Annotated in this window: 18 protein-coding genes and 2 pseudogenes; 12 read left to right on the top strand and 8 right to left on the bottom strand. The window is 59.4% G+C overall.

Going from position 1 to position 22,800, the window contains the following annotated elements:
* Positions 1 to 44: 44 nt before the first annotated feature.
* The 8 genes from ccoN (at position 45) to ccoS (ending at position 8,117) form a co-directional block, all read left to right on the top strand.
* A complete protein-coding gene (gene ccoN, locus A9K71_RS25855) occupies positions 45 to 1,655 on the top strand; it encodes a cytochrome-c oxidase, cbb3-type subunit I (protein ID WP_067002683.1) in 1,611 nt (536 codons plus the stop codon).
* An 11-nt stretch (positions 1,656 to 1,666) separates the two neighbouring features.
* Positions 1,667 to 2,398, top strand: a complete 732-nt coding sequence (ccoO, locus tag A9K71_RS25850; RefSeq protein WP_067002680.1) for a cytochrome-c oxidase, cbb3-type subunit II — start codon at positions 1,667 to 1,669, stop codon at positions 2,396 to 2,398.
* Positions 2,399 to 2,408: 10 nt separating this feature from the next.
* Positions 2,409 to 2,564 carry a CcoQ/FixQ family Cbb3-type cytochrome c oxidase assembly chaperone gene (locus tag A9K71_RS25845; protein WP_067002678.1) on the top strand — a complete coding sequence of 52 codons (156 nt, stop codon included), beginning with the start codon at positions 2,409 to 2,411 and terminating at the stop codon, positions 2,562 to 2,564.
* Positions 2,561 to 3,424, top strand: coding sequence for a cytochrome-c oxidase, cbb3-type subunit III (ccoP, locus tag A9K71_RS25840; protein WP_067002676.1), 864 nt, complete (start codon positions 2,561 to 2,563; stop codon positions 3,422 to 3,424). Before A9K71_RS25845 ends, ccoP begins: the two co-directional genes overlap by 4 nt.
* Positions 3,425 to 3,635: 211 nt before the next feature.
* Entirely contained in the window at positions 3,636 to 5,195 is a 1,560-nt protein-coding gene (gene ccoG, locus A9K71_RS25835; protein ID WP_067002674.1) for a cytochrome c oxidase accessory protein CcoG, read from the top strand.
* Positions 5,192 to 5,689, top strand: coding sequence for a FixH family protein (locus A9K71_RS25830; protein ID WP_067002672.1), 498 nt, complete (start codon positions 5,192 to 5,194; stop codon positions 5,687 to 5,689). The genes ccoG and A9K71_RS25830 overlap by 4 nt, the downstream gene beginning before the upstream one ends.
* Complete coding sequence (locus A9K71_RS25825; RefSeq protein ID WP_067002670.1) at positions 5,686 to 7,965, top strand: cation-translocating P-type ATPase; 2,280 nt, start codon at positions 5,686 to 5,688, stop codon at positions 7,963 to 7,965. Before A9K71_RS25830 ends, A9K71_RS25825 begins: the two co-directional genes overlap by 4 nt.
* Positions 7,962 to 8,117: a cbb3-type cytochrome oxidase assembly protein CcoS gene (gene ccoS / locus A9K71_RS25820; protein ID WP_067002668.1), complete on the top strand. Its 156-nt coding sequence runs from the start codon at positions 7,962 to 7,964 to the stop codon at positions 8,115 to 8,117. Before A9K71_RS25825 ends, ccoS begins: the two co-directional genes overlap by 4 nt.
* A gap of 287 nt (positions 8,118 to 8,404) precedes the next feature.
* Here the strand turns inward: ccoS and A9K71_RS31800 are convergent.
* The 3 genes and pseudogenes from A9K71_RS31800 to A9K71_RS25805 form a co-directional block, all read right to left on the bottom strand.
* Positions 8,405 to 8,545: pseudogene (locus A9K71_RS31800) on the bottom strand (sulfite exporter TauE/SafE family protein); the annotation flags it as partial.
* Between the two features lie 812 nt (positions 8,546 to 9,357).
* Positions 9,358 to 9,855 (bottom strand): GNAT family N-acetyltransferase, encoded by a 498-nt coding sequence (locus tag A9K71_RS30860; RefSeq protein ID WP_082980702.1) that lies wholly within the window; start codon positions 9,853 to 9,855, stop codon positions 9,358 to 9,360.
* 41 nt (positions 9,856 to 9,896) lie between these two features.
* Positions 9,897 to 11,108, bottom strand: a complete 1,212-nt coding sequence (locus A9K71_RS25805) for a hypothetical protein (protein ID WP_245299775.1) — start codon at positions 11,106 to 11,108, stop codon at positions 9,897 to 9,899.
* A 549-nt stretch (positions 11,109 to 11,657) separates the two neighbouring features.
* On the opposite strand from A9K71_RS25805, the gene A9K71_RS25800 reads away from it, so the two are divergent.
* The 4 genes from A9K71_RS25800 to A9K71_RS30855 all read left to right on the top strand — a co-directional run bounded on the left by A9K71_RS25800 (position 11,658) and on the right by A9K71_RS30855 (position 14,745).
* Positions 11,658 to 11,873, top strand: a complete 216-nt coding sequence (locus A9K71_RS25800) for a rubredoxin (RefSeq protein WP_067002778.1) — start codon at positions 11,658 to 11,660, stop codon at positions 11,871 to 11,873.
* A 65-nt stretch (positions 11,874 to 11,938) separates the two neighbouring features.
* On the top strand, positions 11,939 to 12,583 hold the full coding sequence (locus A9K71_RS25795; protein WP_067002661.1) for an FMN-binding negative transcriptional regulator: 645 nt from the start codon (positions 11,939 to 11,941) through the stop codon (positions 12,581 to 12,583).
* A gap of 29 nt (positions 12,584 to 12,612) precedes the next feature.
* The gene (locus A9K71_RS25790) at positions 12,613 to 13,845 is read left to right on the top strand and encodes an FAD-dependent oxidoreductase (RefSeq protein WP_082980701.1); all 1,233 of its coding nucleotides are present in this window, start codon (positions 12,613 to 12,615) and stop codon (positions 13,843 to 13,845) included.
* Between the two features lie 186 nt (positions 13,846 to 14,031).
* Positions 14,032 to 14,745: a flavin reductase family protein gene (locus A9K71_RS30855; RefSeq protein ID WP_082980700.1), complete on the top strand. Its 714-nt coding sequence runs from the start codon at positions 14,032 to 14,034 to the stop codon at positions 14,743 to 14,745.
* Between the two features lie 55 nt (positions 14,746 to 14,800).
* On the opposite strand, the pseudogene A9K71_RS25785 reads toward A9K71_RS30855, so the two are convergent.
* From A9K71_RS25785 to groES, 5 genes and pseudogenes are all read right to left on the bottom strand, one after another.
* Positions 14,801 to 15,193, bottom strand: a pseudogene (locus tag A9K71_RS25785) (Tn3 family transposase); the annotation flags it as partial.
* A gap of 339 nt (positions 15,194 to 15,532) precedes the next feature.
* Positions 15,533 to 17,689 (bottom strand): peptidase domain-containing ABC transporter, encoded by a 2,157-nt coding sequence (locus A9K71_RS25780; RefSeq protein WP_067002656.1) that lies wholly within the window; start codon positions 17,687 to 17,689, stop codon positions 15,533 to 15,535.
* 30 nt (positions 17,690 to 17,719) lie between these two features.
* Positions 17,720 to 18,805, bottom strand: coding sequence for an HlyD family efflux transporter periplasmic adaptor subunit (locus tag A9K71_RS25775; protein WP_067002776.1), 1,086 nt, complete (start codon positions 18,803 to 18,805; stop codon positions 17,720 to 17,722).
* A gap of 1,873 nt (positions 18,806 to 20,678) precedes the next feature.
* Entirely contained in the window at positions 20,679 to 22,331 is a 1,653-nt protein-coding gene (groL, locus tag A9K71_RS25770; protein WP_067002654.1) for a chaperonin GroEL, read from the bottom strand.
* Between the two features lie 62 nt (positions 22,332 to 22,393).
* On the bottom strand, positions 22,394 to 22,690 hold the full coding sequence (groES, locus tag A9K71_RS25765) for a co-chaperone GroES (protein WP_067002652.1): 297 nt from the start codon (positions 22,688 to 22,690) through the stop codon (positions 22,394 to 22,396).
* Positions 22,691 to 22,800 lie beyond the last annotated feature (110 nt).

Genomic DNA, 22,800 nt, shown 5'->3' with positions numbered 1-22,800 from the left:
CGGATTAAGCGTCCGCGCATTGGAATCCTGGTCGGGGACATGTCATGAAATTCGGCACGGAGATCGTCCTTTTAAGCCTGTTTGCCTTTGCGGCGCTGGTGGCTGCCGGCTTCGGCGTAGAAGGACCCTTTCGCCAGCACATGTGGGTTTTGTTCTTCGCGCTGACTGGCTTCATCGCGATCTTGCTGCGCAATTGGGATTTCAAGCCCGTGGGGCGGATCGACCCCTCCGCCTACATGGATGGTCCGCTCCGCTACGGGGCCATCGCAACGGTGTTTTGGGGTGTCGTCGGCATGCTGGTCGGCGTCATTATCGCCCTTCAACTCGCCTTCCCCGATCTTAACATCCCACCCTGGTTCAATTTCGGCCGTTTGCGTCCGCTGCACACATCGGGAGTCGTCTTCGCCTTCGGCGGCAACGCGCTGCTTTGCACATCGCTCTATGTTGTCCAGCGCACCTGCCGCGCCCGGCTGTTCGGCGGCAATCTGGCCTGGTTTGTGTTCTGGGGTTACCAGCTGTTCATCGTCATGGCCGCGACCGGCTACCTGCTCGGCATCACCGAGAGCCGGGAATACGCCGAACCCGAATGGTATGTGGACCTCTGGCTGACCATCGTCTGGGTCGCCTATCTCATCCTGTTCCTCGGCACTATCCTGAAGCGCAAGGAACCGCATATCTACGTCGCCAACTGGTTCTATCTATCCTTCATCGTGACCATCGCGATGCTGCATGTGGTCAACAACCTGTCGATGCCGGCCTCTTTCCTCGGCTCGAAGAGCTACTCCGCCTTCTCCGGCGTCCAGGACGCCTTGACGCAATGGTGGTATGGCCACAATGCGGTCGGCTTCTTCCTGACGGCCGGCTTCCTTGGCATGATGTACTATTTCGTGCCCAAGCAGGCTAGCCGGCCGGTCTATTCCTACCGGCTGTCGATCATCCACTTCTGGGCGATCATTTTTCTCTACATCTGGGCCGGCCCGCACCACCTGCATTACACCGCCTTACCCGACTGGGCGCAGACGCTCGGCATGGCATTCTCGATCATGCTGTGGATGCCGTCATGGGGCGGCATGATCAACGGCCTGATGACGCTGTCAGGCGCCTGGGACAAGCTGCGCACCGATCCGATCATCCGCATGATGGTGATGGCAGTCGCCTTCTACGGCATGTCGACCTTCGAAGGGCCGATTATGTCGATCAAGACGGTCAATTCGCTGTCGCACTACACGGACTGGACCATTGGCCATGTCCACTCAGGTGCGCTCGGCTGGGTCGGCATGATCTCGTTCGGCGCGATCTACTACATGGTGCCGAAACTGTGGAACCGTGACCGGCTCTATTCGATACGGCTCGTCACCTGGCACTTCTGGCTGGCGACTCTGGGGATCGTCGTCTACGCCGCGGTGATGTGGGTGTCCGGCATCATGCAGGGCCTGATGTGGCGCGAATACGACGAGCAGGGGTTCCTGGTCTACTCCTTCGCCGAAACCGTCGCCGCCATGCACCCCTACTACGTCATGCGCGCCATCGGCGGTGCGATGTACCTCTCCGGCGCCATGATCATGGCCTGGAACATCGCTATGACCATCCTCGGATACCAGCGTGAAGAGCAACCAATGCCGGGTTCCGAGCCCGCCCTCCGGCCTGCCGAATAGGGAGCCAGACAATGGGCTTGACGGACAAACACGCGATCATCGAGAAGAACGCCACGCTTCTTCTCGTTGGCTCTCTTCTTGTCGTGACCGTCGGCGGCATAGTCGAAATCGCACCGCTGTTCTATCTCGACAACACGATCGAGAAGGTCGAGGGCATGCGCCCCTACTCGCCGCTCGAACTCGCAGGACGCAACATCTATGTGCGCGAGGGCTGCTACCTCTGCCATAGCCAGATGATCAGGCCTTTCCGGGACGAGGTCGAACGCTACGGCCACTACAGCCTGGCGGCTGAGTCCATGTACGACCACCCCTTCCAGTGGGGCTCGAAGCGCACCGGCCCTGACCTTGCACGAGTCGGCAACCGCTACTCCAACGAATGGCACGTTCAGCACCTTGTGGATCCACGTTCGGTGGTGCCGGAATCTATCATGCCTCGCTATGCCTTCCTGAAGGACGCTCCGATCGAGGTGAAGGACTTCTCGACGCATCTGGTTGCGAACGCGCGTGTTGGCGTCCCGTACTCCGATGACATGATCGCGCACGCCAATACCGATCTAATGGCCCAGGCCGACCCGAATGCCGATAGCTCCGGCCTCGAGAAACGCTATCCGAAAGCCAAGGTCGGCGATCTGGACGGCAATCCGCAGCAGGTGACCGAGATGGATGCCCTCGTCGCCTATCTGCAAATGCTGGGAACACTGGTCGATTTCAAGACCTATGACGATGCAGCCGGCTACCGCTGAGGGGGGCCCAATGAGCTATGATTTGATGCGGGAATTCGCGGACAGCTGGGGTCTGCTTGCCATGTCGCTCTTCTTCGTCGGCAGCATTGCCTTTGCCTTGCGTCCCGGCGGCAAAACACAGGCCGAGCAAGCCGCCCAGATTCCACTCAAGGGCGACCGATCATGAGCGACGAGCACATCGACGAAGTCTCGGGCATCTCGACGACCGGTCATGAATGGGACGGGATAAGGGAGCTCAACAACCCATTGCCCCGATGGTGGGTGATAACCTTCTACATCACCGTCGGTTGGGCGGTAGCTTATACAATTGCGTATCCGGCTTGGCCCATGCTGTCTTCCGCAACCAAGGGTGTGCTTGGATATTCCAGCCGCAACGATGTCAAGAATGAGCTGGCGGCGGCGGAAGCGGCGAAAGGCAAATACGCCGCGGCGGTGGAGTCGAAAAGCCTCTCTGAAATCGCCTCGGATTATGCCTTGCGCGAATTCGCGGTCGCGGCCGGCGGCGCCGCATTCAAGGTCAACTGCACGCAGTGCCATGGCTCCGGCGCCCAAGGGTCGAAGGGTTTTCCAAACCTGAACGACGATGACTGGCTGTGGGGCGGCACGGCCGAGCAGATCCAGCAAACGATCGCGCACGGCATCCGCTTCGCGTCAGATCCGGACACGCGCCTGTCGGAAATGCCGGCCTTCGGCGATATCATCACCGCCGATCAGATCGCACAGGTGAGCGCCTACGTTGCCAGCCTGTCTGGCAAGGTCCGCGATGCAACTCTGATTCAACCCGGCGCCAAGATCTTCGCCGAAAACTGCGTCTCCTGTCACGGCGACAATGCGAAAGGCAACAGGGAACTCGGCGCACCCGACCTGACCGACGCGATCTGGCTCTACGGGTCGGGCGAGACAGCCGTCGCCGTCCAGGTCCGTGCGCCGAAGCACGGCGTCATGCCGGCCTGGATCGGGCGTCTCGGCGAGACCAAGGTTAAGGAACTTGCGGTTTATGTCCATTCGCTTGGCGGCGGAGAATAGGAACGGAAGCCTATTCTCGGCCCTCCCCCGCCAAGCGACGAGGCCCGGCTTTGCCGGGCCTCGACACCATTCCGGCATGCGGCGATTGACCCTGCTGCAAGGCGGCGCGGCCCCATTCGGCGAAGCGGGCTCACTGCAGACCCGACGTCTGTCTTAGCAGACGAGTCCGTCGCACAACGATGTCAAAGGCCGCGGGCAAGTGGAGATACACGTGCTGGATAAAACGCAAATGGAGCGGTTCGAGGCAAAAGCGGGCAACTCCGCCAAGACACGACAGCCGCTCTATGCACCGCGCAAGAAAATCTTCCCCAAGCGCGCCTCGGGTAGCTTCCGCCGCTTCAAGTGGCTGGTGATGGCGATCACGCTGGGCATCTACTATCTGACACCCTGGCTGCGCTGGGATCGCGGATCGTTCGCGCCGGATCAGGCAGTGCTGATCGATCTTGCCAACCGCCGCTTCTACTTCTTCTTCTTCGAGATATGGCCGCAGGAATTCTACTATGTCGCCGGCCTTCTGATAATGGCCGGCATCGGCCTCTTCCTGATCACGTCCACCGTCGGCCGCGCCTGGTGCGGCTATATCTGCCCGCAGACCGTATGGGTCGATCTTTTCCTGGTGGTGGAGCGGGCGATCGAAGGCGATCGCACTGCCCGCATAAAGCTCGACGCCGGCCCATGGACGGTGCGCAAACTGGTACTGCGCGTATCGAAGCACGCCATCTGGCTGGTCATAGCGGCAGCCAGCGGCGGCGCCTGGATCCTCTATTTCGCCGACGCGCCAACGCTGATCAGCGAGGTATTCGCCGGCACCGCCGCTCCGGTCGCCTACGTCACCATCGCCGTGCTGACGGCGACCACCTACACGTTCGGCGGGCTGATGCGCGAGCAAGTCTGCACCTACATGTGCCCATGGCCGCGCATCCAGGCTGCCATGCTCGACGAGAATTCGCTCACCGTGACCTACAACGACTGGCGCGGCGAACCTCGTTCGAGGCACGCCAAGAAGGTCCAGGCGGCGGGGCAGCGGGTCGGCGACTGCGTCGATTGCAATGCCTGCGTCGCGGTGTGCCCGATGGGGATCGATATTCGCGACGGCCAGCAGCTCGAATGCATTACCTGCGCGCTGTGTATCGACGCCTGCGACGGCGTCATGGACAAGCTCGGAAAGGAGCGTGGGCTGATCTCCTACGCGACGCTCTTCGACTACAACGCCAATATGATGCTGGCGACAGCAGGCGGCTCCAGTACGATCAATCCGTCGTTGGTCAGGACTGCTGTCGGCACCTTCTGCGATCAGGTGGCGTATTTTCACATTCGCAAGATCCTTCGGGCGCGCACCTACGTCTACATGGGCCTGTGGTCGCTGATCGGGCTGGGCCTGCTCTATTCGCTGCTGACGCGCGATCGGCTCGAACTGAACGTGCTGCATGACCGCAATCCACAGTTCGTCACGCTGTCCGACGGTTCGATCCGCAATGGCTATACCGTCAAACTGCTCAACATGATCCCCGAGGCAAGGACAATCATTGTCGCGATGCAGGGCTTGCAGGGAGCCGAAATGAGCGTCGTCGGCAGTGATCTGCCAGCAGATCGCTTCTTCGGCATCGCGGTCGAACCCGACCGGCTGAAGATCCTGAAGGTTTTCGTGCGCCAGCCGGCGGGTGAGGTGCGGCATGCTGCACAAACCTTCAAGTTCCGGGTCGAGGACAAGGCGAACTTCGAATCGGACGAATACACCGCCACCTTTAACGCACCGGAGATCGCCAGATGAGCGCCAATACGCAAAAGACGCGTGAGTTCACCGGCAGGCACATGCTGTTCACCATTTTCGGCTTTTTCGGCGTGGTCATCGCCGTCAACCTGACCATGGCGACGCTCGCCAGCAAAAGCTGGACCGGCCTTGTCGTCGAGAACACCTATGTGGCCAGTCAGCAATTCAACAAAAAGGCCGAGGAAGGGCGCGCGCAGGCGGCACTCGGCTGGACCGGCAACCTGACGATCGCTCGGACTGATGTTCGCTATAGCTTAAGCGATGCCACCGGCAAGCCGGTCCCCTTGCACGGCGTGAAGATACTGTTTCGTCACCCCACTTATGAGGCAGAGGACAAGTCCGTCACTCTTGCCCCTGCTTCGGCTCAGGAGTTTGCAGCACGGGACGTGCCCAAGGATGGCGTCTGGATCGTCGAAGTCGATGTCGACGCCGGTCTCGCGGAGCCCTATCGCGACGTTCGCCGGATCATGATTTCGCAAGGAGCGCTGCAATGAGCTGCTGTTCACCCGGCGCGGAACTGGCGCTGGATCTGACCGGTACCACATCGGTCCTGCCGTCTGGCCAGGAGATCAGGTTGGCGAGCCGCTTGGTTAGCGATGGTCTTCGCCAGACCGACCTTTCAGTTCCGACGGTTCATTGTGCAGCCTGCATCCAGACGATCGAGACGGCGTTGGCAAAGCTCGATCACGTCGAGAGCGCCCGCGTCAACCTGTCGACGAAACGGGTCTCGGTCAGGTGGCGTGGTGACGAGGTGCCACCGTTCGTCGTCGCGCTTGGGCGGCTAGGCTACCAGGTGCATCTGTTCGACCCCGAGGTCGGCGACAAGAACAAGACGCTATCCGAACTGATCCGCGCGGTCGCGGTTGCTGGTTTTGCGGCGGGCAACATCATGCTGCTTTCGGTCTCGGTCTGGTCCGGCGCCGAAGGCGCGACCCGCGACTTGTTCCACTGGGTCTCGGCGCTGATCGCCATCCCGGCGCTTGCCTTCGCCGGCGGCATTTTCTTCCGCTCGGCCTGGAACGCGCTGCGGCACGGCAGCCTGAACATGGACGTGCCGATCGCGGTCGGGGTGTCGCTCGCATACGCCATGAGCCTCTATGAGACGATCAATCATGGCGATCACGCCTATTTCGACGCGTCTGTATCGCTGCTGTTCTTCCTGTTAATCGGCCGTACGCTGGATCACGTCATGCGCGAGCGGGCCCGGACCGCGGTAAACGGCCTGTCGCAGCTGGCGGCGCGTGGTGCCATGGTGCTGCGCGGCGACGGCGCGCGCGACTACCTGCCGGTTGTCGAGATAGAACCGGGAATGCAGCTGCTCATCGCAGCGGGCGAAAGGATTCCTGTCGACGGAAAGATCATTCGGGGATCATCTGATCTCGACTGCTCCCTTGTCTCCGGCGAAAGCACGCCCAGAAACGTGGCGCCAGGCGTACCCGTGCAGGCTGGCGTACTCAACCTTACCGGCTCCCTGACAATCGAGGCGACAGCCACCGCGAAGGACTCGTTCCTGGCGGAAATGGTTCGGTTGATGGAGGCGGCGGAGGGCGGCCGCCCGCCCTATCGACGCATCGCCGATCGTGTCTCCGCCCTCTATGCGCCGGTGATCCATCTCACAGCCTTAATAACATTCATCGGTTGGATGGTTGCGGTCGGCGACTGGCACCTGGCAATGACGATTGCAATTGCCGTTCTCATCATCACGTGCCCATGTGCGCTCGGCCTCGCCGTGCCGATCGTGCAGGTGGTCGCTGCGCGGCGTCTGTTCGAAAGCGGCATCATGGTCAAGGACGGTTCGGCCATGGAGCGCCTGGCGACGACGGATACGGCGGTGTTCGACAAGACCGGAACACTCACGCTCGGACAGCCCCGGCTCGTCAATGCGTCGTCGATCGATCCGGCCGTGCTGGCGATCGCCGCCGATATGGCCGCGCATTCGCGTCATCCGTTTTCAAAGGCCATAGCCGGTTTTGCCGCTGCTGGCGGGCAGCACAAGTTCGATGCCGTCAAAGAGCATCCGGGGTTTGGAATCGAAGCCACTGTCGCCGGAAGTATCTGGCGGCTGGGCCGGCGCGCATGGGCTGGATGGAAGGCGCGGACCGGCGGCGAAGGCGGGCAGGGCGGAACAGTCCTGACGAAAGACGGGGTCGTTGTCGCATCCTTCGTTTTCGAGGATGCGTTGCGGCCCGATGCCGGGGCCGCCTTGGCGCAGTTGAACGATGCCGGGGTCTCGGTCGAAATGCTGTCGGGCGATACCGCAGACGCCTGTGGCGATGTCGCAAGAATATTGGGCATCGACCGTTTTGTTTCAGCGCTGCTGCCGTCCGGGAAGGCTGAGCGGATCGAAGTCTTGACCAAGGCCGGCCACAAGGTCCTGATGGTGGGCGACGGGCTCAACGACAGCCCAGCGCTGGGCGCGGCGCACGTCTCGATCGCTCCAGCCACCGCTGCCGATGTCGGCCGCAACGCCGCCGATTTCGTGTTCCTGCGTGAAAGCCTTTCGGCGGTACCTCTTGCGCTGGACGTCTCGCGGAAGGCAGGGCGGCTGATCCGCCAGAACATAGCCATCGCGATCATCTACAACGCCGTTGCCGTTCCGATCGCCATCCTCGGCCACGTCACACCGTTGATCGCGGCGGTCGCGATGTCCGCCTCATCGCTGCTGGTGATCGGAAACGCGCTGCGGCTGCAGGGCTTTATGCTCGCCGAGCTGACAAGGGCTTCTTCGGCAACGCGTTCCGGCATTCGCTCATCAGCGCGGCCGCCATGACGACACTCGTCTACCTCATACCAGTCGCCCTATTTTTTGGCGCAATGGGGCTGTCTGGCTTTCTATGGGCGTTGAGAAGTGGCCAATATGAGGATCTTGATGGGGCCGTTGAGCGCATTCTCATCGACCAGGACGACAAGCCGGGACGCTGAGCCAGATCGCTGTCCCGACGCTGTGCGCACGCCGGCCGTCAGCTGACTCGGAACAAGGATTGAGGCTCCGCAATCAGCTAGCCACCCTTGACGTAGATTTGTGAAAAGTCCCGTTGCTCGAAGGACTGCGTCGCAGCATAGCCGCGGCCAATGTCGCGGCCGCCCATGGCGTGCACTACAACATCGACATTCAAGCCGAGGCATGATCTGGTCCGCCACCGAACGCTTCGCCGAAACCCCCGTGCGGAGGCTGGAACCGATCCGCCGCGCGACCGGCCGCCGCGTTGCGCCGCGGCGTAAGCCTGCGCTGGCGGAACACCGAAGGAGAGCAGCACTGTGGAGGAGATCGCGCCATAGGCCATGCCTAATGCACCGTCAACCGCATGGGCGAGGAAGCCGACCATGGCGAACAGAATGAATTCAGTCACTGCTGTCAGCCGTGAAAGTGCCGCCGTATGTAGCCTTGTGGATGGCGATCGGGCTTGGCTCCTCGTCAAAGAAAAGGGCGGCATCGCTGCCGCCCCTCGAGATTGTTGAGGTGCGTGGACCTTAGAAATCCATGCCGCCAATACCACCCATGCCGCCGCCGGGAACGATGCCTTCTTCGACGGCCGCGCGGGTCGCGTTCAGGGCGTCGTCGACGCGGTCCTTCTTTTCCTTGACTTCGATCTCGGTCGCGCCGTGACGACAGCGGTCAGCGTGGCGTAGTGACGCTCGGATGAAGCTGCTGAGTCAAACGACAAGCAAGAATCTGGGCTGAACCCAGGTGATGTCTTCGAAGGCAAAGTGAGCCGGCTCGGGTCTGGGTCTCGTCTGCAAAATACCTGTGGCCGCATTCGTCCGTCATGAACGAAAATGCTGTGACTGGACCGACGCATCGAAAGGCAAGCAGCGATCACCGATCTTGCGGTCGACATTTTTTCTATGCTGATCGGCAGCAACAGTCGCAAGGCCGAAATCAGCCGAAAGGAGCGCCGCCTGAAAGAGGCTGACGTTCTCGATGGGGTGGCCGCGATCATCTCAAGCTCGGCTGCGCGGCGCTTCTGTCTGCCCTCGGAACAGTTCGCTGCGTGCCACCATTTTCATGACGACGATCCTCAGAACGGACACTGCGGCTCATCGGACCGGGGCAGTTACGTCGTCGGTGAACTCGGAACCGAAGGTCTGTCGGTCTGCATGAGACGCGCCCACTTACAAGCTGAATCTCGAAACATACATGCAGCGGATGGTGGGGCACTTCTCAGCAGAAACCGAGAGCATCCTGGCCGGAGAGACGCTTTTCGTAGAAGATCACGGCATATCCGTGCAACCTCCCTTCTCCGCGTCGAATATAGCCGGCCGTCTCATAAAGTCTTTGAGCCCCTACTTGGATCGTTGTCGTCTCGAGCACTATGCATTTGAATCCGAGAGCAACAGCTCGCGATTCCAACTCGCTAACAATCCTTCTTCCAAGCCCACGTCGTTGAAAGGCGGGATCGACCCGTATACGCTTGAGTTCTGCGATTTCATCGTCGACAGGTTGCAATCCGCCCATAGCTGCGAGCTGGGGACCAATACGCCCAACTACGAAGTCTCCGCCAGATTCGATATATGCTTCTCCGATATTGCGTAAATCATCCTCCCACATCCCTTCCGGACCATGGACACCAACAGCCTCAGATGCACTCCTATGCAGGTGCCATACATTATCGACATCCTCACGTTCAAACCTACGAAAGATCACGTCATCTTGAAACATCGACCATCACCTATTGGACGCCTGCGAGGCTGGCATCGCGCTCACCTAGACGATTGTGCCTGTTGGCTTTGATCCGCCGCCGTTAACAGCCGCTGTGAAAGCACAGCGTCCATGCTTTCCCACGCCTCAACTCCGGCGATGGGGCGACCGGGTTCAATCGTATATTTCAAAGCCGTCTTTCGGTGCATTCGGGCGAACCGGTCCAGCGCATAGACACAGGACGCGTACAGCTCTCGGATTTGAGTGCTTTTCCGCTCTATCACGGGCGAGACGGTCGCAATTTTAGGAAAGGCCGCTTTCCCTTTAAGCCAGCCTGGCTGGGCCCCCGTGCTCCTCTTATCTGAAGATAACCAGCCAAAGACCGCACCAATACATCCTTGCGGGTAGTATTCTGACAGCCGATAAACATCCCTATAGAATTGCGGTTTTTGGCGGAAGATTTCTTCACCGATGAGTAGTACAGAAACCGCGACAACGCGGGCCGAGAATCGGCCACTTGGGGCCAGCCTATTCTTGTAAGGGTTTTTTCCGTAGAACTCGCGAAATTCCCCAAATAGATCGGGCGACATATGATCGTGAAAGCGCGTCAGAATATAATTCGCCGACTCCAGGCGCTCTAGGCACTGTGTAAGACACCGGCGCGCATCCGCCTCGACCTCATCACGCAGCTCAAGCAGGGTGTCCACTGCGAACTGCAAGTCTCTCTCAATGAGTTGATGACCCAGGCAAAAATCTCGCTCCTCGACCCCAGCTGAGTCGAGGCAATATACGCGCGGATCGCTCTCCACCGGATTGGTAAGGATCATGTCTTCATAGGAAAGAACATTTATGCTAGGCTCCCGCTCGCAACTTAAGGCCGCAATGTGCCTCAGCCGTTCTCCCACCGTTAACTCGGCATCGTAATGGTTAAGTCCCGCAAATGCAGACATCTGATAAGCAATATTGAGGAGATATTGGATGTCTGTCTTGGCTACCCCAAACTCCGACTGGGTCAGATTCAGCAGGTGCGCCTCATAGTCCCCTGCCGCTAGCATGGCGTTGATGCTACGCCCAAGCGCCTTGACAGCTTCAGCTCGCTGTTCACTATTTTTGATCTCGGCGATACGGTGCGGGAGTTGGTCGGCGACAAAATCGCTAATAATCCCAAACGGGCGTATTCGCAGGCGGCGATCGATGCGGTCCGCTAGGTGAGAAAATATCCCCCGCACCGCCCGCTGATCTGGCGAAGCCGCGGAATAACTTGGCACGTTCATTTCTTCAGGGCTCCTTTGGTGTTTCCTGGGAAGTCAAGGCGCGACGGAGTTGCACTCGCGCTACATCGCTGTCAGCTTGGAAGTTTCATTTGAACTCTGGCGTAAGGACCGCGAGACCGCCATGGTCGTGCGGGTCCTTTACGGTGTCCTTGCAACCGGCATGCCAACACAGGTTTTTTGCGGACCTTGCTTGAAAGACGGGAAAACATGGGCAGGAGTGGCCCCACCGACGGAAATGCTCGCGGCCTGACCGTCGGCTTTCGAACAAGCGCGTCTTTGACCGCACGCGGCTGAGCTGTAAAACAGTCGTCGAATACGTGGGAATGAATGCAATCGTCTGCTCTCCAGATCACGCCTAAGCTCTGTCCAAGCCCGAACATCTTGCAACTGAGAGCTAATGCGATTCCCGCATCGGCAAGTCGTTGCCATGGCGGTGAACTGGTTCAGCGAAAATGATGGATACTGGTCCTGTGAAGTGGACCAATTCGGATGAAGGATGCTCCAGAAATCAAGCGAGCCAAGTTACGGTTCCGGGAAATGGAGCATCCGATGAGCGAAGAAGCCATTCAGACGCTGGAAAAAACTGTCGAAACCCCACCCTTCAAGACGTGGCTATGCGTCCTGTGCGGCCTCGTCTACAGCGAGAAAGACGGCTGGCCCGACGAGGGCCTCCCGCCGAGAACGCGTTGGGAAGACGTGCCGGAGGATTGGTGCTGCCCCGACTGCGGCGCATCCAAAGCCGATTTTCAGATGACCGAAATCTGAACACCCCTTAGCCCCCCTGAATCCACCACCGCAAGCCATCGATGCGCTTGCCGCGAGGAATTAACATGTACGTGCCCCCACACTTTGCCGAAAACCGTCCGGAGGTTCTCTTCGACCTAGTTGAAAAGAACCCGCTCGGCATTCTTGTAACCAGCGGGCAGTCCGGCCTCGACGCCAACCATCTTCCGTTCGAAGTAAACAGGACCCAGGGGGAGAAGGGCGTCCTTCACTCCCACGTCGCGCGCGCCAACCCGGTCTGGCAGGACGTGTCGACAGGCGACGAAGTGCTCGTCGTGTTCCGCGCCGCCGATGCCTACATTGCTCCCAACTGGTATCCGAGCAAGCGCGAGTTCAAGAAGCAGGTCCCGACCTGGAACTACCTTGTGGTCCACGCACACGGCCGGGTGACGATCCGCGATGACGAGCGATATGTGCGCGGCCTGGTCGCCCGCCTCACCCGCACGCATGAGGCGGCGCAGGCGGATCCCTGGAAGATGACCGACAGTCCCAAGGACTATATCGACATGATGCTGAAGGCGATCGTCGGCGTCGAAATCGAGATCACCCGCCTGACGGGCAAGTTCAAGCTGAGCCAGAACCGCGAGGCGCGGGATATCCTCGAGGCAGGCGAGATGCTGCAGAAGCAGGGAGACGAGTTGATCGGCGACAGCATGGTGGCATTTGGAACGGAAAAGGCACGTCAATCCTGAGGCTCGGCCCGGTTCTGGAGTATTCCATCGTGAACGCCCAATCTGTAGTTATTGTTGGCGCCGGCCACAGCGGCGTGAAGGCGGCAGCCGCCCTTCGCAAACATGGTTGGACCGGAGAAATTACTTTGGTCGGCGACGAGCCTCACCCCCCATATGACCGCCCGCCACTGTCCAAGGCTGTGCTTCTCGGCAAGAAGACCAGCGAACAGTGTGCCTTCTTTCCAGCCACCTGGTTTGGCGAAAACGAGGTCGGCCTTCATCTCGATAAATCGGTCGGAAGCATCGATCGTCGCAACAAGCGCGTGGTGCTGGCTGACGGTCAGGACCTGTCCTACGGAAAGCTTATTTTGGCGACGGGTTCGGCGATCAATCGGTTGACGATACCTGGAGCCGAGCTGGACGGCGTCTGGCCGCTGCGAACGCCCCAACATGCGGATGCGATCGCGCGTTCGTTCCGAAGCGGGCAAAAGGTTGTCGTGATCGGAGCCGGCGTGATCGGGCTGGAAGTCGCCGCGGCTGCGGTGGAGCTCGGCTGCGCCGTGCACGTCCTCGAAATGGCGCCTCATGCCATGGCCCGTAGTCTGCCTCTGGCGGTTTCGGACGTCCTGGTTTCGGAACATCGCCGTCGCGGCGTGGATATTCGCTTTGGTGTCGGCGTAACCGTACTGGAAGGCAGGGGCACGGTCTCGGCCGTCCGTCTTCAAGGCGGCGAAGTCATTGAGTGCGACGTAGTCGTCTATGGCGTTGGTGTCCGGCCGCGAACCGAACTAGCCGAGGCGGCCGGGCTCGCCGTCGACAATGGTATCGTCGTTAATCGGTTCTTGCAGACGGAGGATCCCGACATTTTCGCATGCGGTGACGTCTGCCGATATGAAAGCCGCCTTTTCGGTGGCGCCTTGAGACTTGAAAACTGGCGCAACGCCGAAGATCAGGCGGACACAGCGGCGCGGAACATGCTTGGTCAAGAAAAGGCGTTCGACGAGGTGCCGTGGTTCTGGAGCAACCAGTATGATTTTTCGCTTCAGGTTGCCGGCCTGCCGACGCATGGCGAAATTATCATCCCGGCGACATCCGGTGCCGCTCGAATCTTCCTGTCAGTCACAACAGACGGGGTGCTTCGCGGCGCAAGCGCCATCGGCCCGGTCCGCGACGTTGCAAGCCCGATCAGAAAGCTTAAGGCAGCGATCGCTTTGGCTCCAACGATCGACGTCGGGACAAACGGGTGCTCGCCCGCAGCGATCGATGCCCTTCTGGAGAACTAGCCAAGTTCACAAACTCCGCTGCAGACGAAGCACCGAGCGGTGACAATCGTTAGCGCGGAAATAGGCCTCGTAGGTGGATAAATACTAGTTCGGCATTTGTTCAGCTTGAGCAGGAGCTACGAGGCGGCTCACGTCGCATCACTTGGCGAATGCCAGAAGGCAGACGCAAACATGAGGTACCGGTAAATGTTAAGTGGTTTACAGCCCGATACGAAGAACTCGACCCCATCCACGATTGCAGTCGACCCTGCGATTCTTTACATGGGGACGCCCGTCGTTCTTATTTCCTCGTTGAATGAGAACGGAACGGCAAACCTGGCACCCATGTCTTCGGCATGGTGGTTAGGGTGGGGCTGCATGCTCGGCTTGAATGGCAGTTCGAAGACCGTTGAAAATATACTGCGAACGGGGCAATGCGTCCTCAACCTGCCGTCGGAAAAACAGGTCAGTTCGGTTGATCGGCTCGCCCTCACAACAGGCAGTAGTCCTGTTCCGAGCAACAAAGCTCCAATGGGTTTTCAACATATAGAGGATAAATTCGGTCTTGCTGGCTTGACCCCGATTGATTCTGAGCTCGTAGCGCCCCCACGTGCATCTGAGTGTCCGGTTCAGTTAGAAGCAGAACTTGCCGCGTTTCATGACTTCGGTGTCGGCAACCCGCGAATTCGTTCGCCTATGAAAGCAATTGAGGTGCGAATTGTTCGCGTGCATGCTGCCGAGAACATCTTGCGTGAAAATAACAAGGATCGCATCGACCCGGCGAAATGGCGGCCCCTAATCATGAGCTTTCGAGAATTTTATGGGCTCGGAGGCAATTTGCATCATTCGCGCCTCAGTGAGTTTTCCGAAGAGCTATTTAAGCCGACCGAATTCCGGCGCAACGCCTCTACGCCCGCATAATCGCTCTTCCCCGTCCGATAACGGGGCTCCGTGGACATTTCTGCAATGATACCCCCTAAGGGAAATCAAAGTTTGTTTGATTGAAGCGGTTAGCGCGCATCGGTCGGAAGCGTTCGAGGGGTCGGTCAATTTCGTTCCAGAGATAGTCTCCGGTGAGTGCGATATGAGCCCAGGGAAGCGGTGCTACCTGGGAGAGCAACTCGGCGGGAATATCGATGCCCTGGCTGCGGACATAATCAACAGCGTGGCTGAGATAGACGGTATTCCACAGGATAATGGCGTTGACGACGAGGTTCAGACCTGACGCCCGATAGGCCATGGTTTCCGCCACGCGGTTGCGCAGCTCGCCAAGCTGGTGGAGGAACACCGCACGGGCAAGAGCGTGACGGCTTTCACCCTTGTTGAGGATGGCATGCGATCTGCGCCGGAGCTTGGTGTCGAGCAAAAACGGGCAAAGCGTCAGGCGCGAGGCTCAGACCCATGGAACCGATGGCCGAATGGAGGGCCGCTATGTTTTGATGCCAAACTCCTCATGTGAGCTTTGAGAGCTGCGTGGCCCTCTTCGAGCTAACCGGCTTCCGTCGTCGGTTGAGCCTTCCGCTTGATTGAAACTCGTCCAACACTGCGAGGACATCCGCAATACGATGCCTATAGCTGTCTAACTCGTCGACGGATTGGACCGCGGCACACTCACGAGGTTGAAATTAAACGACGGCGATGTACATTCGCCGCTGCTGTTCTATGCCTCCCGGCCCCAAAATTCTGCGATGCCCCTCACCTGAAGCTATTAGCTGGATCCGGTTTGCGCTCGCCACAAGCGGGCGTAGGCGCCTTCACTTGTCACCAGATCAGCATGCTTTCCCTCCGCGACGATCCGCCCCTTGTCCAAGACCACTATTTTGTCGGCCCCGCGGATCGTGCTCAGTCGATGAGAGATGACGACGATAGTCTTGCCGCCCCGACGCAGGTCCTCGACCACTCGCAGGACAAACGCCTCGGCGACGGAGTCGAGCGAGGAAGTCGCTTCGTCGAGGATCAGGATTTCCGGATCCCGGTACAGAGCCCGAGCCAACGAAAGGCGCTGCTTCTCGCCCCCGGAGAGGCGTACGCCGTTTTCGCCTAGATAGGCCTGGAAGCCGCCGGGCCAGCGCTCGATCACCTCCCGCAGCCCTGTTTGATCGCAGATTTGGAGGATCTTTTTGATGTCCGGCTCGAACTCGCCGAGCGCGATGTTGTCGATCACCGAGCCCGAGAACACGTCGATCGATTGCGGCACCGCAGCGACAACCTTGCGCAGGGATACGGTCGACAGGTCCTCAAGGGCATAACGGCCGATCCGGATGTGTCCACACTCAAGCGGGTAGACATTCTGCAGCAGCGCCGCAAGTGTGCTCTTGCCCGAGCCGCTTTCCCCCACCACCGCTGTCATTTCCCCCCGACGGAAGGTGACGCTAAGATCCTGGAAAAGCTCGAGCTGGCTACCATGGCGGAACGTGACCTTCTCCAGGTGGATGTCGCCAATATCGGATTTGTCGGCATTGATGCCACCACCGCTTTCCGGCTCCAGGTCGAAGATCTCGAACAGGCGATCCGCCGCGATAAAAGCATCCTGAACGATCCGGTTGGTCTGGATCAGACTGGCAACCGGCCGGGTGACATAGCCCAGCAAGGTGTAGCAGGACAGTAGTTCGCCGGGCGTGACGGTTTGATCGAGGGCAAGCGTCGTTCCGAACCACAGCAGCACGATGGTGAATAGAGTTGCGAGGAAAGTCGAGGTACTGTCTCCAAAGATCGAGATCAGGCCGGAGCTGTAGACGGAATGCAGCATCTTGATGAAGCGGGTCTCCACCTTGAAGTTCGCGAAGCTTTCCATGCCGGAGATCTTGATCGTGGAGACAGCTCCGAGTGACTCCACCAGTTGCGTTTCAAGTTCGGCAGCGTTCTCCATCATGGCGCGCTGTCGATTCCTATGCAGCCGGTTGATGGTCCAATAGACGGAGAGATACAACGGGATGGAGGCCGCCACGACCAACGCGATCTTCCACGAGTAGATGAACATCAGCCCTAACGAGAACAGTATCATTAGCACGTCGACGAACATGTTGATCGAGACGTCGTTCAGAAAGTTCCTGATCTTCACCGCGTCGTTCATGCGGGAAATGATTTCGCCCATGCGCATGCTGTCGAAGAACTTCTGAGGCAGGCTCAGGATATGATTGTAATAGCCAAGGATTAGGTGGACGTCGATTTTCTGTCCCGTTTGCAGGACGAGCAGGTTTCTGAGGAGATTGATTACGACCTGTACAACCAAGATCAGCAGCATGGCGACGCTCATCAGGTTGAGCAGATTGCGGTTGCCCGCTGTAATCACATGATCGACGATCATCTGGACGTAAATGGCCGTCGAGAGGCCAAGGATCGTCGTCACCAGGGCCCCCGCGAGAGCCTGCGCCATCGCCGCCTTGTGTGGCGCAAGCAGACGCACGAAACGACCTAGGGGTGAGGTGGTCTCGTCGCGGCGCTTGAAGGTGTCTGCCGGAACAAGGAGCACCAGGGCGCCAGTCCATTGCTTTTTGAATTCCTCGTGCGCCAGCTTGCGGATTTCACCATAGGCTGGGTCCATGACGATGACCCACCTGGCGTTGACCGCCTGGACCACGACGAAGTGATGCAGGACCTCGTTGACGATTACGTGCGCGATGGCAGGCTTCGGGATTTTGTAAAGGCTGTCGAAACCACCCTTTACCCCCTTGGCAACGAAGCCCAGCTTCCGGGCCGCTTCCATAAGGCCCAGCACAGTGGTGCCGGAGCGGCCGGTCGAGGCATACTGGCGGATTCGCGACAATGGCAGCTTGTAGCCATAGAAGGCCGCGACGGAAGCAAGGCTGGCGGCCCCGCAATCCGTGATGTCGCGCTGCTTGAACTTGATAATCTTGCTCGACATAGCGGCTCGCTGACTGTGGAAAATGGAGAATCAGTGGCTCGCCAGGAGCGGATTGAGCCAATCGTCGACCTCGTTGTACAGGAGTTCCAGGACAGTGCTGTCGCCCAGGAGGAAGCGGGCCCGCACGGTCATGCCTTTCTTCAGGTTACCGATGAGCCCGTGCTTGAGGGCGAGATGGCGGCGAGAGAGCGCGCAGCGGACCTTGAAGGCCGGGGTCCCGTCGTGCAAGGTGAAGTCGTGCGCCACGTCGAGCACCGTCGCGTCAATGACACCCCATTGATTGTAGTTGAAGGCATCCACTTGGAGGCGCACCGACTGGCCGGGGCGCACAAAGCCGATGTCGTTGGGGGAAACGAAGATTTCCGCCACCAGCTCACCATCCGGCGAAATCCAAGCGACGGTTTGACCCGCCTGGACGTAGCTGCTGGAAGTGAGGCCCGAGAATTGCTCGAGAGCGCCTGATACGGGGGCTCGAATGAGAGTCAGGTCCCGTTCGCTCTCAAGCTGATGCAAGGCGGCCGTGAGTTCCTCGAGGCGCAGGTTAACGTCGAACAGCTGCTGGTTCCATTCGGCGAATTTGCGCCGGGCGAGGATCTCGCCCTGGAGCTCGACATTCTGAAGTGCGAAGGCGTGTTCCTCAACGGCCTTTGCCGGTGCTACAGCAGCGGAGAGCAGTCGCTTAGCACGCTCAAGTTCCGCGGCGGCATTTTCGCGGGCATATTGGTTCTCCCGCACAAGGTTGAGGAAATGGGCGCGCTCGGCCGTGGCTGACTCGGTCAAGAGGCGGATCGGGTCCTTGGCTTGCGTGCCGGAGGAGATCAGGGTTTCGAGGTCACTGGCAAAATCGCTCTTTGCGCGAATATCGCCCTTAAGCGCCCTGAGCTTTTCCTCAACCACCCCATCATCGAGGGCGAGGATCTCTTGCCCCTGAGCAACCAGATCGTTTTCAGCGGCAAGGATGCGGGAGATGCGTCCGGAGACGGGCGCGACTAGCGGCGTCTTCTCGACGGTGGGTCGAATGATACCGGCACTTTGGAAAGATACCGTTATGGTGATGAAAGGCAGCGACGCCAAGGCAGTAGCCACCGAGAGCACAATAATCTTGTAGATGGTCAAGGATCTCTCTGACCCTCGAGAAAGGATGCTCTCTGCAGTGCAGTTGGCGAGTTCAGGAATAAGTGAGATAATGGTGCCGATCTCGCTGGTTACAGTGTATTGACCGATGATGTTGCCAATCATCCACATGGCTTCGGCGCGTAGACCAATCTCCTACAGCAGAAACTGAGGCTATCAACCAAAGACCACCGGAAGTTGACGATGCCGCTTCTCGGGTTAACTCGGTTAAAGCCGTATACTGATAGGTGGGTATTCATTTTTTTCCTTTTCAAAAAGATTCAGATGAATGTCGGCGATCATTCTGCCCCTCGGTAGCACTCCCCGCCCCCCGCCGAAAGACGGCAATACCCATGCCGACTACGAGAATAGAGGCCAAAAAGGCGTTCTGTAGCTTATTCCCAACCCAACTGAGAGTGCGTCGCCGTACATCACGCTGTCTTATGCGACAAACCAGCCGACATCTGCCTGGAGGTGACCGAGGTTAACCCCATGCAGTTGCGAATATTGTCGATCCGTCTTAATGATGCTTAACGTATGTTATCACGGCTGCTATACCCAATGCTACCGCAGCAACTCCCCCAAATATTGCCGACGCCAGCCAGAACCACCCTCCGGACGTTGCACATGCTTCTTCGCGCGTTAACTCGGTCACACCATAGACTTGCATATTGGTCTTCATTTTTTCTCCTTTCCTAGAGCTCTAAGTGACAGGATGAAGTAATAATCCACCGTAGCAGCGTGTGCCGCCGCACAACGAGATCATCAAAGGTCGTGCCAACTGTACAGGGAGCCGCAAAACAGCGCTGATCGATTTTGTTTCAACAGCTTAGTTGCGAGCGCGGCGGCACATGGGGCGAACAGCACAGTGTCACGAACTCGACAAAACCGACAACGGCCTACCAAAGGTCGTTCTGATCGTCTGGAAAGGATGCTCTCTCCATTGTAGCTGGATACCTAAGATATTGTTCCCTAGCCCAGCTAGTGACCAGTAGTAGGCCTATGGCTTTTTCTTTATTAGCTCTAGAATGCCAGCGATTATGACTGCGACGCTAAAAGCTCCAAACAATGCCCAGAGAAGCCAACCGCCAGAAGTTGAGGATGCCTCTTCCCGAGTTAGCTCAGTCACGCCATATACAGACATATCGGTATTCATCGTTTTCTCCTTATAACACATGAAGATCAGTCAAGGTCGACTGTCGGAAGGCAGATCGCCGCCGTGCAATGAGAGCATCAAGACTCGTGCCAACTGCGCAGGAAGCTGGCGGAGGTTCTAATGCGTCCGAATGGGCGCCGCTTCTGAGGTGATCTCCATTGTGGCCACCATGAACATGCGCGCAAACACCCTCAGAATACTGCCCGTCAACGCATGAGCCGGGTCGGCAATTGAAGGGCTCCGAAGCGGGCCGCTCACAACCATTCGAATTGAGTGGCTGATGGTTCCATCATCGTTATCGGCGGCAGCTATTCCGGAATGGCCTCCGCCTGGAGTTGCTCCGCGCTCGACGCAGGGCTGCGGCGAACCGTTTTGCCAGCAATTCGCCTGCTTTCCTGTCCCAGGACGGCGTCGATCCGGTCGAGATCACGAAGGGTCGCCCGCGTAGCTTTCGCGCTACGGGACGCCCTGGTACGACCGAACGGCCGAACGGGTGAGGGGAACCGCGACATTTGCGGTCCTACTCGCCGACGGCCTTCGCGGAGGGCCGTCGAACTCCGCGCCCCGGCCCGCGCTCTCGCCCTCCTGGTCCTGCTTTCGCGACCATCGCTACAACGGTCTTGCGGTCGGCGTTCGCGCCGAATATTTCCGGCCGATCCGACTTCAAAGAAAAGGGCGGCATCGCTGCCGCCCCCTTGAGATTGTTGAAGTGCGTGGACCTTAGAAGTCCATGCCGCCCATGCCACCCATGCCGCCGCCGGGCATGCCGCCCGGCATACCGCCGGCAGCTTCCTTCTTCGGAGCTTCGGCGATCATGGCCTCGGTGGTGACGAGCAGGCCGGCTACCGAGGCCGCGTCCTGGAGAGCGGTACGCACGACCTTGACCGGGTCGACGATGCCCATGGCGATCATGTCGCCATACTCACCGGTCTGGGCGTTGAAGCCGAAGGTCGCGCCCTTGTTCTCGAGGATCTTGCCAGCGACGATCGAGGCTTCAGCGCCGGCGTTGGCAGCGATCTGGCGAGCCGGAGACTGCAGCGCGCGACGAACGATGGCGATGCCGGCGGTCTGGTCGGAGTTGGCGCCGCTGACAGTAATGGCCAGCGAAGCGCGCAGCAGCGCGACGCCGCCGCCGGGAACGATGCCTTCTTCCACGGCCGCGCGGGTCGCGTTCAGAGCGTCGTCAACGCGGTCCTTCTTTTCCTTGACCTCGACCTCGGTCGCGCCGCCGACGCGGATCACCGCAACGCCGCCGGCGAGCTTCGCCAGACGCTCCTGCAGCTTCTCCTTGTCGTAGTCCGAGGTGGTCTCCTCGATCTGCTGCTTGATCTGGGCAACGCGGCCCTCGATCTCTACCCTCTTGCCGGCGCCGTCGACGATGGTGGTGTTCTCCTTGGAGATCGACACCTTCTTGGCGCGGCCGAGCATGTTGAGGCCGACATTCTCGAGCTTGATGCCGAGGTCTTCCGAGATGACCTGGCCACCGGTCAGGATGGCGATGTCTTCCAGCATGGCCTTGCGGCGGTCACCGAAGCCCGGAGCCTTGACGGCGGCGATCTTCAGGCCACCACGCAGCTTGTTGACGACCAGCGTGGCCAGGGCCTCGCCTTCGACGTCTTCCGAGATGATGAGCAGCGGCTTCGAGGTCTGAACGACGGCTTCCAGGACCGGCAGCATGGCCTGCAGGTTGGAGAGCTTCTTCTCGTGCAGCAGGATGTAGGCGTCTTCCAGATCGGCGACCATCTTGTCGGCGTTGGTGACGAAGTAGGGCGAGAGATAGCCGCGGTCGAACTGCATGCCTTCGACGACTTCCAGCTCGGTCTCGGCGGTCTTGGCTTCCTCGACGGTGATGACGCCTTCGTTGCCGACCTTCTGCATCGCTTCCGCGATCATCGAGCCGACCGAAACGTCGCCATTGCCGGCGATGGTGCCGACCTGGGCAACCTCCTCGGAGGTCTTGATCTTCTTGGCGTTCTTGACCAGCGTCGCGACGACCTCGGTGACGGCGAGGTCGATGCCGCGCTTGAGGTCCATCGGGTTCATGCCGGCGGCAACCGCCTTGTTGCCTTCCTGCACGATCGCCTGGGCGAGGACGGTCGCGGTGGTCGTGCCGTCGCCGGCGATGTCGTTGGTCTTCGAAGCGACTTCGCGGACCATCTGTGCGCCCATGTTCTCGAACTTGTCCTCGAGCTCGATCTCCTTGGCGACGGTGACGCCGTCCTTGGTGATGCGCGGGGCGCCGAACGACTTGTCGATGACGACGTTGCGGCCCTTGGGACCGAGGGTGACCTTCACCGCGTCGGCGAGGATGTTGACACCGCGCAGCATGCGCTCACGGGCGTCGCGGGAGAATTTTACGTCTTTTGCAGCCATGGTTAGCTCCTGACAGGGGCTCGAGAAGAGCCCGAAAACTCATTTGATGGAGAGGCCGAAATTCAGCCGATGATGCCCATGATGTCGGATTCCTTCATGATCAGAAGGTCTTCGCCATTGAGCTTGACTTCAGTGCCCGACCACTTGCCGAACAGGATGCGGTCGCCGGCCTTGACGTCCAGCGGGACGAGCTTGCCGCTTTCGTCGCGGGCGCCGGAGCCGACAGCGATGATCTCGCCTTCCTGCGGCTTTTCCTTCGCCGTATCCGGGATGATGATCCCGCCCACCGTCTTGGATTCGGATTCGACCCGACGAACGACCACGCGGTCATGCAGCGGCCGGAAATTCGACTTTGCCATATTGGATATCCCTGGTGCGGAGGTTGAAAGGTTCGTTGCCGGAGCCGGTTAGCACTTGCCAGCGGGGAGTGCTAACGTGGCGATGAGATAGGCTGTAGGTTTGTCCTGGT

Source organism: Mesorhizobium sp. WSM3873, assembly GCF_001672445.1.
In the GTDB taxonomy this organism is placed as follows: domain Bacteria; phylum Pseudomonadota; class Alphaproteobacteria; order Rhizobiales; family Rhizobiaceae; genus Mesorhizobium.
This window is presented reverse-complemented; position numbering and strand designations above follow the sequence as displayed.

Coding starts and splice junctions, on each gene's coding strand:
- A9K71_RS25845 (WP_067002678.1), top strand. CDS start 2,409: ATGAGCTATGATTTGATGCGGGAATTCGCGGACAGCTGGGGTCTGCTT.
- A9K71_RS25780 (WP_067002656.1), bottom strand. CDS start 17,689: ATGTCGAGCAAGATTATCAAGTTCAAGCAGCGCGACATCACGGATTGC.
- A9K71_RS25795 (WP_067002661.1), top strand. CDS start 11,939: ATGTACGTGCCCCCACACTTTGCCGAAAACCGTCCGGAGGTTCTCTTC.
- ccoO (WP_067002680.1), top strand. CDS start 1,667: ATGGGCTTGACGGACAAACACGCGATCATCGAGAAGAACGCCACGCTT.
- A9K71_RS25825 (WP_067002670.1), top strand. CDS start 5,686: ATGAGCTGCTGTTCACCCGGCGCGGAACTGGCGCTGGATCTGACCGGT.
- ccoS (WP_067002668.1), top strand. CDS start 7,962: ATGACGACACTCGTCTACCTCATACCAGTCGCCCTATTTTTTGGCGCA.
- ccoN (WP_067002683.1), top strand. CDS start 45: ATGAAATTCGGCACGGAGATCGTCCTTTTAAGCCTGTTTGCCTTTGCG.
- ccoP (WP_067002676.1), top strand. CDS start 2,561: ATGAGCGACGAGCACATCGACGAAGTCTCGGGCATCTCGACGACCGGT.
- A9K71_RS30860 (WP_082980702.1), bottom strand. CDS start 9,855: ATGTTTCAAGATGACGTGATCTTTCGTAGGTTTGAACGTGAGGATGTC.
- A9K71_RS30855 (WP_082980700.1), top strand. CDS start 14,032: ATGTTAAGTGGTTTACAGCCCGATACGAAGAACTCGACCCCATCCACG.
- A9K71_RS25805 (WP_245299775.1), bottom strand. CDS start 11,108: ATGAACGTGCCAAGTTATTCCGCGGCTTCGCCAGATCAGCGGGCGGTG.
- groL (WP_067002654.1), bottom strand. CDS start 22,331: ATGGCTGCAAAAGACGTAAAATTCTCCCGCGACGCCCGTGAGCGCATG.
- A9K71_RS25830 (WP_067002672.1), top strand. CDS start 5,192: ATGAGCGCCAATACGCAAAAGACGCGTGAGTTCACCGGCAGGCACATG.
- groES (WP_067002652.1), bottom strand. CDS start 22,690: ATGGCAAAGTCGAATTTCCGGCCGCTGCATGACCGCGTGGTCGTTCGT.
- A9K71_RS25800 (WP_067002778.1), top strand. CDS start 11,658: ATGAGCGAAGAAGCCATTCAGACGCTGGAAAAAACTGTCGAAACCCCA.